This window comes from Bacillus sp. ISL-7, from assembly GCF_018613065.1.
Genome location: NZ_JAGGQW010000022.1, coordinates 35,907 through 51,085, shown reverse-complemented (window position 1 = coordinate 51,085; position 15,179 = coordinate 35,907). Strand labels below are relative to the sequence as shown.

Genomic DNA, 15,179 nt, shown 5'->3' with positions numbered 1-15,179 from the left:
ATTTGGTTTATTTTTTAAGCTGAAATGATTTTCCTCATTTCAGCTTTAATTCCGAATAAAATTTGACAATGTCACTTCTTGTTAATGAACTAGAGAATTCAATTTCCTTTTCATTTTTATCAAAAGCAACGGATTCTTGTAAGATGCACGGACTCTCAGAACGTATTTTTAACAGCTTGCTCTCACTTTCGTCCGACACGGTCACCTGCATGTACTCTTTTGCCATGACAAGGACAATTCCGTACTCTCTTTCTAAAATTTCATACAACGAATCATTTTCCGTAATAATTGCATCAAGCCCTGGGCAAAGCTTCTCTGGCAGGAACGATTCCTCAATCGAGATCGGTGTCTCATTAACAAGCCGAAGCCGTTTAATAGCAGTCATCACTTCCCCCGAGGACAGCTTTAATTTTTGCGCTAAATGAGCGTGGGCTTCCATTTTACGAATGGACAGGATTTGTGTACTCGGAATCAATCCTTTACTCAACATGTTTTTGGTAAAACTGTTAAAGGTAACAAAATCCATCTCAATTTTACTTTGATTGATAAAGGTACCCGCTCCTACACGCCGTTCTACCACACCTTCCCTTTCCAGGATCGACAGGGTGTGTCTTGCGGTCATACGGCTAATTTGAAACTGCTCGGCCAATTCCCTTTCCGAAGGAAGTTTATCACCGTGCTTAAGTTTCCCACTCTCAATCTCCTCAAGAATTTTATTCCTTAATTGTTTGTAAAATGGAGTTGCCTCTTCATCTCTTATCATTCTACTCATCTCTAATTTCTCCCATTTATGCAGATATTAAATATCATACATAAAGGATATAGTATTTCTACTTCTTTTGTAAATTTTTGTTTCGCGGTGGTATATACCATTAAGACTAGAGTTAAGATAATCTTTTTGGAAGTTTGAAAATAGGTAATTTGTAAGCGCTTTAAATATAATGTGTCAGAATACTTAATTAATTTTAGGATAATCCATATCTTTAACCTTGTCAACCGAAGAAATTTCTACAAAATCAGCTATGAGAATACTAATTAAACGTTTGATTAGTTTCACCTTAAGCCTTGTCAAGGCTAGGTTTCCCTCTCCAACTGCGCAAGTATATTGTCGAGGATTGTCCGGCTATTTCACCGAATATACCTAAGGCATGTCCCTTGAGCATTGAAAAAGAGAGCATGAATCACCTCTCTTTGATCTAAATTACTGATTATAATCCCACATAATCCTCCACTCACCTTTTTCTTTTACTACAAAGACCTCTTGCTTTAAATCAAAATTTCCATATTTCCCTTTATAGGTTTGGGTGACAGGAACCTTGTATACATCTTTCAGCAAAGGTCCAGTTTTAGACATCTTCCACTTTTTCACTTCTTCCGGCTTGCCGATTGTATGGGTGAAGGTTTCCACCCCAAAATGGTTCATAAACACATGGGCACGATCCTGGATGTAGTTTCCTTTAGTAAACTTTTCCTTCATAGCAGAATGAAATAGATTCCATGAATTCGCGAAATCACCGTCAGCTTCATACCTATAAAACTCGTCGACCATTTCCTTTGCCTGATTGCTAGGAGAAAAGAAAGCAAACTTCATTGCCAGAAAAATTGCTAAGCTACTAACAATCAAAACGATCCCAATAATCATACCTTTGGAAGGTCCATATTTTTTAGCCATGATTATCCCCTTATATTCCAAGCTTTATATAAAAATATGTCTCACCATGTCCAAATAGTATTTTGAATTGATTTGGATGTGTAAAATCTCCCCTGCTCCTTCCCTTTAATAACTTCTGGTGAAAACGCTCAGCAGGGTGTCAGGCACCAGAATTATAAATTTTATTCATTAGACTAGATATATTAAAACCACCAATTCCCACTAATAACACCAAGCTTTCTTTTCTCCCACCTTTAATATTATAGTCACGAGAAAATTGGCAATGATAGTAAAGGAGGTGAAAAAAAGATGACAAACGACCCGAATCTTCGTGGAAATATGATCGATAACGAATGGAATAGTGAAGAGGTTCAAAATGAAATCATGTTCAGCGGAATAATCGACGATGAATGGCTTGAAAACAGACGAACAGATGATGAAGACTATGACTATCAAGATGATGACCATAACGATTACGTATGGTAACCCAGCTCAAAAAGCCACGGAAAGGTTCCGTGGCTTTTTAACAAATTTAAAAACCGCTTACTGGCGGATAAGTTACGTTTACTGGCGGATATGCCTTTTTACTAGCGGATAACTTAATTATACTAGCGGATAAGAACATGTTTCTGTCCAAGATGTATTAAAACTCCATAAGTCTCCTCTACATCAGATCGCAACCACAATACAAATAAGGCCGGAATTCCGGCCTCATTTTTCTAACGATTATCCACTTTCTCCGGATAAAGATCATGGTTCATCAAACGGAAATTTGCCATCTCTTCGTACTTTGTTCCCGGCTTTCCATAGTTACACCATGGATCAATCGAAATCCCGCCGCGTGGAGTAAACTTTCCCCAAACTTCAATGTATCTTGGGTCAAGCAGCTTAATTAAATCATTCATGATGATATTCACACAATCCTCATGGAAATCTCCATGATTCCTGAAACTGAAAAGATATAACTTCAATGACTTACTCTCAACAATCTTTTGATCCGGTACATACGAAATATACATCGTCGCAAAATCCGGCTGGCCCGTCAACGGACATAAACTAGTAAACTCCGGGCAATTAAATTTTACAAAATAATCACGATCCGGATGAAGATTATCGACCGCCTCCAATACCTCTGGAGCATATTCAAATGAATAGGTAGTCCCTTGATTACCTAATAAAGTTAAATCCTTTAAACCTTCTTCATGGCTTCTGCCAGACATACAAAAACCCCCTTGTAATCTATCCCGACACTTCACTAGAGTAGAGTTTCCCGCAGCAGCTCTATTTTTCAAACTAAAAGGATCCCACAAAAAAGCCACGTCCAGTATGGACATGGCTGATCGTCATGTATCCATAGTTTTTTATAGAGGGTATCAGCTATGAACCTCTCCCGCAAGTACGGGCATTCTCTTCTTCATATCATATAGAACACCACAACATTCGTCAATGGCAGATCAAGGCAATTTCAACACCTCTTTTTTAAAAAGGAACCCATCATAGTGACTGAACAAAAGCTGTCCCTTGACCTCGTCTTCCCGTTTTTTAATTAGTCCTCTCGCCAAGGTGAATTTTTGCAGCGCTGGTGCCTGACACCATGTGGTATAATAAAAAATATTTGCCCGACTTTCGGGTTTCGAAATTCTTATTTTATGAAAAAGTCCTGTTACAAGGCATAGGGGGATATGATGAAACAACAAGAAGTAGGATCACGATCGATTGGGCTGCCGCTAACCATTTCAATCATTGCCATCTCATTTTCGGCTATATTTGTCAAATGGTCAGACGCACCTGCCTCGATTTTGAGTATGTACCGGATGTGGTTTGCTAGTATCTTAATGGTTCCCATCGTCTGGAAAAAACGCAGTGAATTTAATAATATCATGAAAAAAGATTGGTTCTTTTTATTTTTTTCAGGTTTCTTTCTAGCCTTGCACTTTGTCCTTTGGTTCGGGTCCTTGAAATTAACAACTGTCGCAAGCTCGACCATCATCCTTGCCTTGCAGCCGATAGTCTCCTTGCTTGGAGGCTTTCTCCTATTTAAGGAACGAACCACCTTGTCCGCATTGATGACCATGGGTATTGCCATTATCGGAGCGATGATGATTGGCTGGGGGGATTTCGGTTTAAGTAAGGATGCAATCATGGGGGACCTGCTGTCGTTTTTCAGTGTCATCTCAGTAGTTGGCTACTTATTAATCGGTCAGACGATCGTCAAAAAGGTATCACATTGGCTTTATAGCTTTTGCGTATTTTTCTCTGCTTCGATTATTCTTACCATCTATAACCTCTCAACAGGAGTTTCCTTAACTGGATATCCTGCCAAGGAATGGGGCATCTTCTTGTTACTCGCCACCGTTCCAACGGTCAGTCATGTGATTAATAACTGGCTCTTAAACTACGTCAATGCGACAACGATCTCGATGAGTATTTTAGGCGAACCCGTCGGTGCCACCATTCTAGCGGTCCTCTTATTAAATGAACATCTCGTCAGCTGGCAAATTGTCGGCGGCCTGCTCGTCCTGCTCGGTGTCTTCTTCTTTTTAAGCCAGCAGCAAAAACCACTGCCACAAGCGGTAAAAGAAGGGACTTTTAATTAGCCATTAAGAGAACAATAGTACAGAAAAAAGGGGCTAAGATTAGTCCCTTTTTTGAATACATATAGCTGGTGATCAATCACATTGAAATGTTCATTTCATACCTTTTACCTCATTCTTTTTAAGAAAACTCTTAATTGATTCTACTGATAATCCAAGTTCTTTTGCTTCCAAAATTAGTACAAACCATTCATTATCGATAACCGCAACTTCACTTTCTAAAACATTCATATTCTTCCTCCTAAAATGCTCTCCGTTCTCAATTATCCATTTATCTATTAAAATAGTCTCTACTGCTCAATATAAGCTATTATATCTAGTACTTTTATAACAGTGTGTTGGATTCTGTCGCATTTATAAAATTTTCCCAACTATTATCTGCTGAATTCATCTAAATTATTACAAATTACTACACTATCCTTCTTAGAAATTATGATAACCAAATCTTGAACATACGAAAAAGGGCTGCTTACAAAAGACATGTATATGCCTCTTGAAGCCGCCCCTTAGAAGAACTTATTTACCTGAGCTTCCTTTCGGGATCGTCGGTAGCCGTACCTCTAGTCGTATTTCCTGCGATCCACACTTTCAGCAGGTCAATTGAACCTTCTGCCTATCAACGATTTTCCCAATTTTCACAGCTTCCAAGTTGGGAAATCCGTTTCTTTTTGTTTTTCATACTCTTTCATTCTTGAGTAAGAGTTTGATAGTTTTGATAAAATGTATCCTTGAGGGCTTGGTGTTTTGACTTGTTTGCTTAACTCTTGAATTTTTATATTCGTAAACATGTTAGACACTTGAGCTAAATTTTCAATCGTGTCCATTAATTCAGGGTTATCATTGTAATTGCTTTTCGCGATATAGTAAATATAATCAAGTTTGTTCCTTATGTGCTTTAGCGTCTCGAGATCAAATTGTTCAGTCATTACATCACCCCTTATCTTAAAGCATATGGAACAAAAGGTGATTTGGAACAAAATCTAAAAATAAATTTTAGTGGCAAAAAAATAAAGGGTGGCAACTTAAATGGAAATCAATGAGATCCACATATCGGATGGCATAAAATGAGTTTAAACTTAAAATAGAAAAGCAGAAGTGGAACCCTAAGGTTAACTTCTGCTTTTTGATGTTAAGTTAAGCTGTGACTTTTGCTTTTTCGTGATCTGGACCTTTTTTGCTCATTTTTCCAGCAAATGGAACCACCCAGCGATCTAAACCGATTCTTCCAGCAATCCTATCTGCAGTCATTGCTTTCGAACCATTCCATTTAAGTTGGCATATAGTAAGTTATTAAAACGCAAAGGATGTTCATCTATGTCAGAATTTCCAGTTCCAGTGAAGATTGATACAGTCAGTGGCGGGATTGTTCAATTTGGTAATTCGTTGTTTATTTCTCCAAAAAGCGCCTCCAAGAGTTCACTTGGCTCAGGTGCTTCGAATTCAGGGGTTCATATCACGACTATTACAGGTCAAAGTACAACCACTTCGGTCAATGCTGATCTACTTGACCAACCCATCGTTCAGGATAACTAACCAGGTTTATACGGGGATAGGCTGGGGGGTTCTAAAGTATCATGACCCGCAGAAATTCTAATCAAAGCAAAAAGACGACTCGGAAGCCCGAATCGTCTTTCTTTAAATAGAGCAGTTAAGCACTTACTTTTGCTTTTTCGTGATCCGTTTCTATTTTGCCAGCTGATTAACAACTTAGATCATTTATTTCAGAATCTGGTGAGAAAATCCCACCGAGATATTCGGCGTGTTCGAGATATTGTTGCACAAAGTCTTTCAATGTCATCGGGATCCCCGTATCTTCTAACCAATAATCATAACTAATCGCTAAAGTCTTTTTGATCATGTCATTTTCTAGCCAGTTAGGGGCTAATTTATGCTCAAGACCGGCAAGGACATTAGCAATTTCTTGAATTGTGGTTATGTTTATCACCTTCTTCGAAAAAAGTTATATCTCCTTTTTCTAGTATATGTGATTATCGGCAAAAAAAATTCTAAAACCATTCCATTTCTTATAGTTCACAGTCGGTGTCACATTCCTTCTATTTCTCACCGAGTTCGGCGCTTAGACGTAAAATTATATAACTGAAAAAGGTTGATCTATACCAAACAGGCTTGGAGTTTTCCTCCAAGCCTGTTTTTTCTATTCATTTATACTCTAATGCAATACTCTTGCTGCAGTTGTAAACTTAGCCGGATTATATGTAGAAATTTTCACAACATCACCCGTTTGCGGGGCATGTATATATTTCCCGCCTCCAATATATATGCCGACATGGTAGGCAGGGTTACCCCTAAATACCAAATCACCTTTCTGTACATCATCCGGAGAAATTCTGGTTCCTACATCTTGTTGGTCACGGGATACCCTTGGAAGACTAATACCAACATATCGGTACACATATTGAGTGAACCCTGAGCAGTCAAACCCGCTTGGAGATGACCCGCCCCAAACGTATGGAACACCCAAATATTGTTTAGCTGCTGCTATTAACGTATTTGCCTTGTCAGAGTTAGTTGCTTGAATTGTCGGCGAACTGGAAGCTGATGGGCTCTTTACCGAAGACTGTGGTGCCTGTTGTCTTGGCCTTTTTGGTGCTTCTTGCTGTACTTCTTCTGATGCTTGTTGCCGTACCTCTTCTTGTGCTTGTTGCTGTGCCTCTTCTTGTGCTTGTTTCCGTACCTCTTCTTGTGCTTGTTGCTGTGCCTCTTCTTGTGCTTGTTGCCGTACCTCTTCTTGTGCTTGTTGCTGCGCCTTTTCTTGTGCTTGTTGCTGTGCCTTTTCTTGTGCTTCTTGGCGTGCTTTATCTTGTGCATTTTTTTGTGTTTGTTGTTTAGCTAGCTCCGTTTGCTTTTGCTTTAAGGCGCTTTTTGAATTTGACAATACCTGGTTCAGTTCTACTTTATCAGCTTCAACCTGCTTCTGTTCCGAAGCTAATTCAGCCTGACTCTTTTTTAATTGGGTTAATTCATTTTCAAGCTTTTGCTCTGCAGCATTTAAGGTTTCTTCTTTTTTAGCTAGAGCCTGCATTATATCTGAATTACTTTCAAGAATTTGCATAACGGCAGTAGATCGAGTTAATAACTGTGAAAAATCTTTAGACGAAATGATAAATTCTGCGTAAGTGATAATGGACTGTTTCCCTTGTGCCTGCATGCTTCTTAGTCTGGAAGAATAATAGTCTTTATTCGTTTCTAAGTCTTTTCTGGCTCTTTCAATTTCAGCCTTTGTGTCTTCCATTTGACCTTGTTGTGCTTTAATATCATCGTTTAGTTGTTTGCTTTTTTCCATTCCTATAATGATGCGGTTGTCTAGTTGTTGTATCTTTGTTTCTAGCTCTTCAATTTGTCCTTCGGTCTCGTTGATTTGACCTTTTGTCTCATTGATTTGTCCTTGGGTAACAGGTTGACTTGCAAAAGTAGGGGTTGCTTGCACGATCGTAGTTAAAAGAGCAACCGATAGCGTATATATTAATGTTTTCCGTTTCAAACTATAATCACCTTTTCTTAGAGAAAATTATTCCAATTCGTATAACTATAGTTTAAGTTTGTTAGAGAATAATAACAATGGAACTGGACAGAATGTAATAAATTTGTAATGTTATGTAGAAACTTCATAGAAAGCGTCGAATGTAAAACCTAGTTTTCGTGAGAGTATGTTAACTTTCGTCATTTTTCAATATATAAAGGAAAATGAGAGAATAAGAGAAGAGTGGCAAGGAAATGTCAAAAAAAACCTCGAAGAATACATTCTTCGAGGTTTGTTCTGGATTTTTGAGGCAGGTATATCGCATATCCTTATTTACACAAAAGTCTGTGTCGAATTATTTCGGCTGAATCGATACACCGCAATCAAGAAAAACGCAGCGGCAAAGGCGAATAGGATCATGAAATTTAAATACAACCCGCTAAACGAATCGCCTTCCTGAAGCTTCGTTAACGTATCCAATGTCCAGCGCTGCGGCAGGAAATTAGCAATTTTCTGTAACGATTTCGGCATCACTTCCACCGGCCAGAAGCAGCCGGAAAGCATCACGGTCGGGGTGATAATTAAATTTTGTAAGGCGCCCGCGGCACTGCGGCTGTTTGAAAAAGAAACAATCACTAATGAAATCCCTACGGAAATCAATGAAAATAGCAGCATGACGAACGCCGCTGACCAAAAGGACATATTGATGCCAATACCAAAGATACTTTTCATAATCGTTAACGTGATCAGCACCTGTATCGTCATCACAATCATGTTGACCATGACATTGGAGAAGATATACTTCCTGGCATTAATCGGTGTTGATAATAACCGAAAATAGGTGCGGTTTTCTTTTTCCAAAAGGATGATCTCGGACATATTGCCGGCCGACATCAGCATGATCATAATCAGGAAGCCAATCGTTTGGTTGGTCATAAACTTGTTTTTTGAAGAATCCTCTAAAGCATTTGTGTTCAGTTTATAATCTGTTTGCTGGTAATCCTGATACATCTGCTCAAAAGTCTGTTGATTACCTCCCGCAACATAACTGATCGTCGCAATATTATCGATATACTGATGTAAATAAGATTTCACGTATGCGGTAATTGCTGCACCCTTGATCGAGGTTAGTTGGATATGATCAGGCTCCCCAGCCAGGACACTGTCAGAATATCCTTTTTCAAAGGTAATAACACTATCTAGATCGCCAGACGAGATTTGATCTTGAACATCGGCCGCGTTAATCTTGGAGATTTCCACATTCTCTAATCTTTTTAAAAATTGAATTGTATCCGTAGTAATCTTGCTAGTGTCCTGATTAACAATTCCAACATGGAGGATTGTTTTTTGATCGCCGCCATAGACGAGCAGCGAGATAAAAATCCCGATTAACGGCATACATAGATACATAATAATGTTTTTCTTTTTTCGAAACGTCACACGTAACGTGTTCTGAATTAACCAGAGGATATCCTTCATTATAGCCCCTCCCGTCTTTGCAAAGAAATGATCGCCACGAGTAAAAATAAGAGCGCCCCGCCAAGATTGATTGTTAGTGCCGGAATGGCTGCGGCAAAGTCATTCGCATAAATAATCTTTGTCAGCGCTGTATTCATCCAGGTTAGCGGCGAAAGCTCGGTAATCAGCTTGAAAATGCCCGCCGGGTTGTCGATTTTAAAATAAGCTCCGCCAAAAAAGGACGATAACTGCACAAACAGCATGATGATCACTCTCGGACCTGCACTTGTTTTTGACAGGAAGCTGACGCCAATCCCCATGCTGACCGCAAACACGACTTCTGTCAGCAGAACAAGGAATACCAATCCAAGATGTTCGCCCCAATTGGCTTTGAAAATGAGCTTGCTAAACAGGATGACGAGCAGGATACAGATGCTATTACTAACGAGACTCCCGAGCACTTTCCCGATGAAAATTTCACTTTTTCGTACGGGGGAAGCAATCAGGCGGTCCGCTGTCTTGCGAACTCTTTCGCTTATGATTAACGAGCTTGACGACATCGCGCCGTAAAGAACGATCATCGTTGTGATGACAATTGCATAATAATCCATTGATCCCGGCTGTTTATCGGGAAGCAGCGAAGTTTCCTTAATGAAATCTGCCGGCTTTTCACGCGTGAAGGCACTTTCTAGCTTGTCCGGAGCCACCTTCATGACTTCAGAAGCAATATTGTATTGATCGACAAAGGAGGCGAGCATCCCCTGCAGAATATTTCCTTCGATACTGGTCCCATTATTGACATAGAGCTGAATCCCTTTATCGGTTACTTCTATATAACCATCATAGTTACCTTGCTTCACTTCTTTTTCGCCATCGCTATGTTCAGTTGCTTTTTTAAAATGAAGCCCCGATTTTTCGGCCTCAGTGATGAAGTGAGGAAAGTACTCACCCTTCGTTGTATCTTTATATAAGACATCGATATCATCGACGCGCAGACTGGCCGTAAACGTGTTCGAAAGTGCCGTTCCAAGGACAAGCATTAACACAATTGGGAAAGCTAACATAAAAAACAAGGTTCGGGTGTCCCGGAAGTCTGTTTTAATACCCTTCCACGCGATATTGAGTATGTTCAAAGTGAGTCCCCCCTTATTGGTCACGTAGATTTCTACCCGTTAATGTTAAAAATACCGTTTCCAGGTTCGGTGCTTTTTCTTGTAGGGAGCGGATTTCGATCTGGCTGCTCATAAAATGCTCAATGATCTTATTTAAGTTATTGACGCCCGTATCTGAGTTAATTTTAATCAAGTTTTCATCGACTGAAACAGCTTCGACCCCGTTTATATCTTTAATCGATTCCAGGTTCACCTTTTCAGTGGATTTAACCTCAATCCAGACATCCTTTGTATTGGTAATGATCGACTTCAGCTGTTCCTGCGTTCCTTCGGCAATGATTTTTCCATGATCAATGATTGCAATCCGGGAACAGATCTCTTCGACTTCCTCCATATAGTGGCTCGTGTAAATAATCGTGCAGCCCATTTCATTCAGCCTTTTTACTGATGTAAGGATATAGTTACGGGACTGCGGATCAATCCCTACCGTGGGTTCATCCATGATGATCAACTTTGGACGATGGGCAATCGCACAAGCAATATTTAAGCGGCGCTTCATGCCGCCGGAAAAACTTTTCGGATAGCTTTTATGTTTATCCTGAAGACCGACGAAATCAAGGGCCTCCTCGACTCTTTCATTTAATTCGGCCCCACGTAGACCGTAAAGTCCAGCAAAGAATTTTACATTTTCATAAGCCGTCATATCCTCATAGATCGCCAAATCCTGCGGCACCATGCCAATATTCATTTTCGCAAATCGGCTGTATTTAGCACTATTTTTTCCGAGAATACTAATCGTTCCATCATTGCTGCGCAGCAGGCCGGCAATCATGTTAATCGTCGTACTTTTCCCGGCTCCATTGGCACCCAGAAAACCAAATATTTCTCCCTCTGCAACAGATAAACTCATATTATCAACTGCGATAAAGTCAGCGAATTTTTTCGTTAAGTTGTTAATTTCTAAAACGTTCATCCTCTCACCCCTAAATCGTTTGTCTATTTCCAGTATATAGAAAAAGAATGAACGCGCATAAGTGCAATCGTTCATTCTTTTCACATGAGAATATTCATATTGTGAGTGTGAGATTCTCATAAACCCAGACGCTTCCATTTGAAAAAGCGCACCGGTCATCGAGTGGCCAATTTTATCATGAATCTCCTGTGAAATTCGGTTGCGTTCCTCTAATTTAAAGGTGTATTCGGACTGCCGTATGTATTCGGTATTTTCATTGATATTTTTCGTTAACTTCTGGAGTTTTTTTCGCATCGAATCGATTTGCGCTTCATTTGTTACCAGTCTATCGCCATAGATGGTCGTGACCGAAAAAATCATAAAAGAAAGACACGCCACTAAACCGTACAGGGGCTGCAACGATTCATTAATATACAAGATAGGAAGCAAGGAAAGAACCATTAGCGTTATTTTTTTATCAAAATAACCAGCGGCCAATTCCACAATCGATAAAGGCAGGAGCAGGCTAAACAAGGGATCCACGATGAGATAGGCTCCTGTCGTAATAGCGATGGATACCATATGCAGAATCCTTTTGATGGTGTTATTTTTAAAAATATAAAGCGTAATATTGGCACAAAAATACACGAGAAAGGCGAGGACAACCCAGGAGATATGAATGATATTCGTTTGTACTGCAAGGTAAGCAATATACACTAACATGATCAGCTTTGTAAAAATAATCCAAAACTCCATCTTAGTCTACTTTCCCCGTCAAATAGTAAATCGCGATTTGAGTTCGGTGCTCAAGTTCGGTCTTGCCTAAAATAGACGTGATGTAATTGGCTACCGTCCCCTCAGAGATAAATAATTCCTTGGAGATTGCTTTATTGGAATACCCCTTCGCAATCAAGGACATGATTTCACGTTCTCGCTCGGTAAATCCTGTGAGATCGATTTTTGTTTCTTGTTCTTTATTAGACACCGACAAATTGGACTTTATTTTTTCAAGAATAACATCCTGAAGAATGCTGTTTCCATTGAAAACACTCTTCATCGCATCACGGATTTGTTCGGGGTCATTGTTTTTTAATAGATAGCCCCTGGCCCCATTTTTGATGGCATCGAGGATGTATTCATCATCATCAAATGTCGTTAATATGATTGGCTTGGTGTTCGTTGTTTCAGTAATCAGCTTCGTGGCTTCCACCCCGTTCATAATAGGCATGCGAACATCGAGCAGGGCGATGTCGACTTTATGCTTTTGACAGTAATCGACCGCCTCTTTCCCATCACTGACGGTGTCCAGCACTTCAAATTCCCGGTAGGTAGATAGAATGATTTTCAGACCTTCTCGAATAAATGAGTTATCATCCGCAATTATGACTTTAATTTTCATAAGTTTAGGAGCCACTTCCTTATTTTTACTCTCTATACCTGCCATTATAGCAAGAAACCTGGATGAGGATGCATATCAAATCAAATCGCGGATTTCATAAATGTGTTCATCCGCCCATTCATTGGACGTTTATCATGCATACAGTACAAAAGGTAACCATTTTCAAGGGTACCAAAAGGACGATTTGTTATTGACAAAAAAAGGAGATGTATTTGTAATGATGGGAGGACATTTTGGCGGTCACCAGGGGGGACATCATGGGGGGCACGACTTTGGGCATCACGATGGACACCATGGGGGCTATCACGACTTTGGGCATCATGATGGACACCATGGGGGCTATCACGACTTTGGGCATCATGATGGATACCATGGGGGCTATCACGGAGGCTATCATGGAGGGTACCACGGTGGGTATCACGGAGGCTACCCTGGCTATGGTGGTTATGGCGCTCCATTTGTAGGGGGAATGTTAGGCGGCCTAACGGGCGGGGCATTGTCATCTGGCGGAGGGTATCCATACCCAGTACCTGCCCCATACCCAGCACCCTATCCGGCACCTGTAACATATCCAACCAGCTATCCATATAGAGGGTATCCATATTAGTAGTTGAGTAAGAGACTGATTTCAATGAAGTGGAACTGACACTAGGTCGGTACCTTTTGAGCCAAAAAATAAAGCGTAGAAGGCCTCCTCAAAGGACTTTTACGCTTTTTCTCTATGAGAGAGTTACCATGATATTCTGCATGGTATCTAGTGCCTTTTCTTTCAAACTTAATCATTATGAATATATTGGATAAATATAATAAGTAATTAAGCAGATATTTTCTCTAGTAAACCCATTTGTAAGTTGATTAATTTATCAAGCTTTTCACTTAGTTTTACCGTCTCAACTGAAGTAAAACCTTTGGATAGCCCCACTGAAATCATTGTTTTTCTAAGATGTTCGATTTTGGTAAATAGATCGTCGTTAGTCATCATCAGAAACTCCTTATTTTAGAACTTGTACTAAGTGTACCAATTGAAAGCGAATACAATAAAATAGTTTTCATCATCAAATATCGACACTTTTTACTATCCTTATAAGGTTTATGACATTTAATTTTATAGTGACACTCGGAATATGCCGAATACTGCATTCTGCCAAGGAAAAAAGTTCATTTTTTGGACACAAAGATACATAAAGTCAATAGGATGATCAATTTCAGAAACAGCATCCTGTTCTACAAGCACTAGAATGAATATTATTTTTGTATCTGAATACATAAATAAGAAGAGCGTAAAAAACTGTTTCTTCTATAATACTTATGGTGAAACGGAGGTTTTTAGATGAAAAGGTGGTTGACTGTTTTTTCTGCCAGTCTATTGCTGCTCCTGAGTGGGTGTTCTTATTTAAACACGGCGGCTGACACGCTTGATTATGTAAAGGAAGCCACAAGCTACGCAGCAACCCTAGACAATTTTGCCGCTGAAACTCCTCCACTTATCAAACAGGCGATAGACAACCAAGTAGCAGCAGATGAACTCACGGCACAACTCCAACAGATGAAAAATGAGATACAATCCTTTAATACTCTTGATGTCCCGGAAACGGTAAAGGGATTTCATCAGGAAATTATTGAACAAAATAACCTCTTAACTCAACAAATTGACCTCTACCTAAAGGATCTCAAAGACGGCAAACTTAACCCATCAATCCTTGAAGACAGCAAACTACTTCAACCCATTCAAGAAATCACAACGATAATCGAGCAAATCCAAAAGCTCGGGGCGCAAGTGAACGAAACACTTGGTGCCTGACACTTAGAAAAGCGGAAGCGTCCGTTTAGCGGCGTATGGACTGGAGCGCTTTGACTGAGATAAAGGAAACACGAAGAGCGACAGCGATTCGATGTTGACTTATCGTAGGGAAAAGAGCGAAGTCCACTAGCCGCTGGGAGCTGGAGCTAGACAGTTTTCTAAGTTCAAAAACTTATATCTCCTTATATTAAAAAGACGAGATTTTTCCTCGCGTCTTTTTTAAATACTTTAACGCTTTAAACATATAACAGCGCGGGGGTCAGGCCCCCTTTATTCTTGTCATCCCAAGTGCGTTATTTTCCCAGATGATTTTTTCTACAGACTCCCATTGATGTTCTTCACACCGAATCATGAGGACTATTTCTGATCTAATGTTTTTTGCTCCACCTTTACTTTTTTTTACAAGTAACAATTTAATCAAAAATCCTAATAGTAAACCGCTCACCGCTCCAATAATTCCCCATATAATCGGACCCCATTTTAATACATAGCCGTAAATGGCCCCAAGTAGCATGAAACAGGTTCCTAACATGGCGGCAGCATCAAAAAGACTCAACCCGTCCGCCCGATGAATCGTATCAAATAATTTTCGCGGTTCCGATCTTTTATCGAGAGGGGCCGCTAATATCTTATCATTTGAAATTCCGTTTTGTTCCAAGGCTGTGATAGCTAACTCAATAAAAATGCTATTCTCGAAAGTGACAATGACAAACAATGGACAAACACTCACT

At 39.8% G+C, this 15,179-nt stretch carries 18 protein-coding genes, 1 pseudogene and 1 riboswitch; of the genes and pseudogenes, 5 read left to right on the top strand and 14 right to left on the bottom strand.

Features of this window, described 5'->3' with window-relative positions; all coding sequences use genetic code 11:
- Positions 1-34 precede the first annotated feature (34 nt).
- A complete protein-coding gene (locus tag J7E66_RS06790) occupies positions 35-772 on the bottom strand; it encodes a GntR family transcriptional regulator (protein ID WP_251032799.1) in 738 nt (245 codons plus the stop codon).
- A 429-nt stretch (positions 773-1,201) separates the two neighbouring features.
- Positions 1,202-1,672, bottom strand: coding sequence for a hypothetical protein (locus J7E66_RS06785; RefSeq protein WP_214998598.1), 471 nt, complete (start codon positions 1,670-1,672; stop codon positions 1,202-1,204).
- A 288-nt stretch (positions 1,673-1,960) separates the two neighbouring features.
- Between J7E66_RS06785 and J7E66_RS06780 the strand changes: the two genes are divergently transcribed.
- The gene (locus tag J7E66_RS06780; protein WP_180247483.1) at positions 1,961-2,137 is read left to right on the top strand and encodes a hypothetical protein; all 177 of its coding nucleotides are present in this window, start codon (positions 1,961-1,963) and stop codon (positions 2,135-2,137) included.
- 233 nt (positions 2,138-2,370) lie between these two features.
- On the opposite strand, the gene queF is transcribed toward J7E66_RS06780, so the two are convergent.
- On the bottom strand, positions 2,371-2,871 hold the full coding sequence (gene queF, locus J7E66_RS06775; protein ID WP_214998597.1) for a preQ(1) synthase: 501 nt from the start codon (positions 2,869-2,871) through the stop codon (positions 2,371-2,373).
- Positions 2,872-2,998: 127 nt separating this feature from the next.
- Positions 2,999-3,045: riboswitch (PreQ1 riboswitch) on the bottom strand.
- 291 nt (positions 3,046-3,336) lie between these two features.
- Here queF and J7E66_RS06770 point away from each other — a divergent pair.
- On the top strand, positions 3,337-4,248 hold the full coding sequence (locus tag J7E66_RS06770; RefSeq protein ID WP_214998596.1) for a DMT family transporter: 912 nt from the start codon (positions 3,337-3,339) through the stop codon (positions 4,246-4,248).
- A gap of 90 nt (positions 4,249-4,338) precedes the next feature.
- Here the strand turns inward: J7E66_RS06770 and sinI are convergent, their stop codons facing one another.
- Both sinI and J7E66_RS06760 read right to left on the bottom strand, forming a co-directional pair.
- On the bottom strand, positions 4,339-4,476 hold the full coding sequence (gene sinI / locus J7E66_RS06765) for a DNA-binding anti-repressor SinI (RefSeq protein WP_214998595.1): 138 nt from the start codon (positions 4,474-4,476) through the stop codon (positions 4,339-4,341).
- 404 nt (positions 4,477-4,880) lie between these two features.
- Positions 4,881-5,171: a hypothetical protein gene (locus J7E66_RS06760; protein WP_214998594.1), complete on the bottom strand. Its 291-nt coding sequence runs from the start codon at positions 5,169-5,171 to the stop codon at positions 4,881-4,883.
- 388 nt (positions 5,172-5,559) lie between these two features.
- Between J7E66_RS06760 and J7E66_RS06755 the strand changes: the two genes are divergently transcribed.
- Entirely contained in the window at positions 5,560-5,778 is a 219-nt protein-coding gene (locus tag J7E66_RS06755; protein ID WP_214998593.1) for a spore germination protein, read from the top strand.
- 166 nt (positions 5,779-5,944) lie between these two features.
- Here the strand turns inward: J7E66_RS06755 and J7E66_RS06750 are convergent, their stop codons facing one another.
- From J7E66_RS06750 to J7E66_RS06725, 7 genes and pseudogenes are all read right to left on the bottom strand, one after another.
- Positions 5,945-6,190: a hypothetical protein gene (locus J7E66_RS06750; protein ID WP_214717909.1), complete on the bottom strand. Its 246-nt coding sequence runs from the start codon at positions 6,188-6,190 to the stop codon at positions 5,945-5,947.
- 225 nt (positions 6,191-6,415) lie between these two features.
- A complete protein-coding gene (locus tag J7E66_RS06745) occupies positions 6,416-7,747 on the bottom strand; it encodes a C40 family peptidase (protein WP_214998592.1) in 1,332 nt (443 codons plus the stop codon).
- Between the two features lie 312 nt (positions 7,748-8,059).
- Positions 8,060-9,205: an ABC transporter permease gene (locus tag J7E66_RS06740; RefSeq protein ID WP_214998591.1), complete on the bottom strand. Its 1,146-nt coding sequence runs from the start codon at positions 9,203-9,205 to the stop codon at positions 8,060-8,062.
- Entirely contained in the window at positions 9,205-10,317 is a 1,113-nt protein-coding gene (locus J7E66_RS06735; RefSeq protein WP_214998590.1) for an ABC transporter permease, read from the bottom strand. Before J7E66_RS06735 ends, J7E66_RS06740 begins: the two co-directional genes overlap by 1 nt.
- Positions 10,318-10,330: 13 nt before the next feature.
- Complete coding sequence (locus J7E66_RS31635) at positions 10,331-11,269, bottom strand: ABC transporter ATP-binding protein (RefSeq protein WP_251032808.1); 939 nt, start codon at positions 11,267-11,269, stop codon at positions 10,331-10,333.
- A 141-nt stretch (positions 11,270-11,410) separates the two neighbouring features.
- Positions 11,411-11,563, bottom strand: a pseudogene (locus J7E66_RS31630) (histidine kinase); the annotation flags it as partial.
- Between the two features lie 442 nt (positions 11,564-12,005).
- A complete protein-coding gene (locus J7E66_RS06725) occupies positions 12,006-12,647 on the bottom strand; it encodes a response regulator (protein WP_214998643.1) in 642 nt (213 codons plus the stop codon).
- Between the two features lie 220 nt (positions 12,648-12,867).
- Here J7E66_RS06725 and J7E66_RS06720 point away from each other — a divergent pair, with 220 nt between their 5' ends.
- Positions 12,868-13,254 (top strand): hypothetical protein, encoded by a 387-nt coding sequence (locus J7E66_RS06720; RefSeq protein ID WP_251032807.1) that lies wholly within the window; start codon positions 12,868-12,870, stop codon positions 13,252-13,254.
- Between the two features lie 207 nt (positions 13,255-13,461).
- Here the strand turns inward: J7E66_RS06720 and J7E66_RS06715 are convergent, their stop codons facing one another.
- Positions 13,462-13,626, bottom strand: a complete 165-nt coding sequence (locus J7E66_RS06715) for an aspartyl-phosphate phosphatase Spo0E family protein (RefSeq protein ID WP_251028187.1) — start codon at positions 13,624-13,626, stop codon at positions 13,462-13,464.
- Positions 13,627-13,977: 351 nt separating this feature from the next.
- On the opposite strand from J7E66_RS06715, the gene J7E66_RS06710 reads away from it, so the two are divergent.
- The gene (locus J7E66_RS06710) at positions 13,978-14,448 is read left to right on the top strand and encodes a DUF6376 family protein (RefSeq protein ID WP_214998588.1); all 471 of its coding nucleotides are present in this window, start codon (positions 13,978-13,980) and stop codon (positions 14,446-14,448) included.
- A 259-nt stretch (positions 14,449-14,707) separates the two neighbouring features.
- On the opposite strand, the gene J7E66_RS06705 is transcribed toward J7E66_RS06710, so the two are convergent.
- Entirely contained in the window at positions 14,708-15,163 is a 456-nt protein-coding gene (locus tag J7E66_RS06705) for a hypothetical protein (RefSeq protein WP_214998587.1), read from the bottom strand.
- Between the last annotated feature and the right edge of the window lie 16 nt (positions 15,164-15,179).

Bases quoted from the DNA above. Each gene is read 5' to 3' on its own strand.
- J7E66_RS06740 (WP_214998591.1), bottom strand. From the start codon at position 9,205: ATGAAGGATATCCTCTGGTTAATTCAGAACACGTTACGTGTGACGTTT.
- J7E66_RS06715 (WP_251028187.1), bottom strand. From the start codon at position 13,626: ATGACTAACGACGATCTATTTACCAAAATCGAACATCTTAGAAAAACA.
- J7E66_RS06720 (WP_251032807.1), top strand. From the start codon at position 12,868: ATGGGAGGACATTTTGGCGGTCACCAGGGGGGACATCATGGGGGGCAC.
- sinI (WP_214998595.1), bottom strand. From the start codon at position 4,476: ATGAATGTTTTAGAAAGTGAAGTTGCGGTTATCGATAATGAATGGTTT.
- J7E66_RS06790 (WP_251032799.1), bottom strand. From the start codon at position 772: ATGAGTAGAATGATAAGAGATGAAGAGGCAACTCCATTTTACAAACAA.
- J7E66_RS06725 (WP_214998643.1), bottom strand. From the start codon at position 12,647: ATGAAAATTAAAGTCATAATTGCGGATGATAACTCATTTATTCGAGAA.
- J7E66_RS06710 (WP_214998588.1), top strand. From the start codon at position 13,978: ATGAAAAGGTGGTTGACTGTTTTTTCTGCCAGTCTATTGCTGCTCCTG.
- queF (WP_214998597.1), bottom strand. From the start codon at position 2,871: ATGTCTGGCAGAAGCCATGAAGAAGGTTTAAAGGATTTAACTTTATTA.
- J7E66_RS31635 (WP_251032808.1), bottom strand. From the start codon at position 11,269: ATGAACGTTTTAGAAATTAACAACTTAACGAAAAAATTCGCTGACTTT.
- J7E66_RS06770 (WP_214998596.1), top strand. From the start codon at position 3,337: ATGAAACAACAAGAAGTAGGATCACGATCGATTGGGCTGCCGCTAACC.
- J7E66_RS06780 (WP_180247483.1), top strand. From the start codon at position 1,961: ATGACAAACGACCCGAATCTTCGTGGAAATATGATCGATAACGAATGG.
- J7E66_RS06785 (WP_214998598.1), bottom strand. From the start codon at position 1,672: ATGGCTAAAAAATATGGACCTTCCAAAGGTATGATTATTGGGATCGTT.
- J7E66_RS06760 (WP_214998594.1), bottom strand. From the start codon at position 5,171: ATGACTGAACAATTTGATCTCGAGACGCTAAAGCACATAAGGAACAAA.
- J7E66_RS06755 (WP_214998593.1), top strand. From the start codon at position 5,560: ATGTCAGAATTTCCAGTTCCAGTGAAGATTGATACAGTCAGTGGCGGG.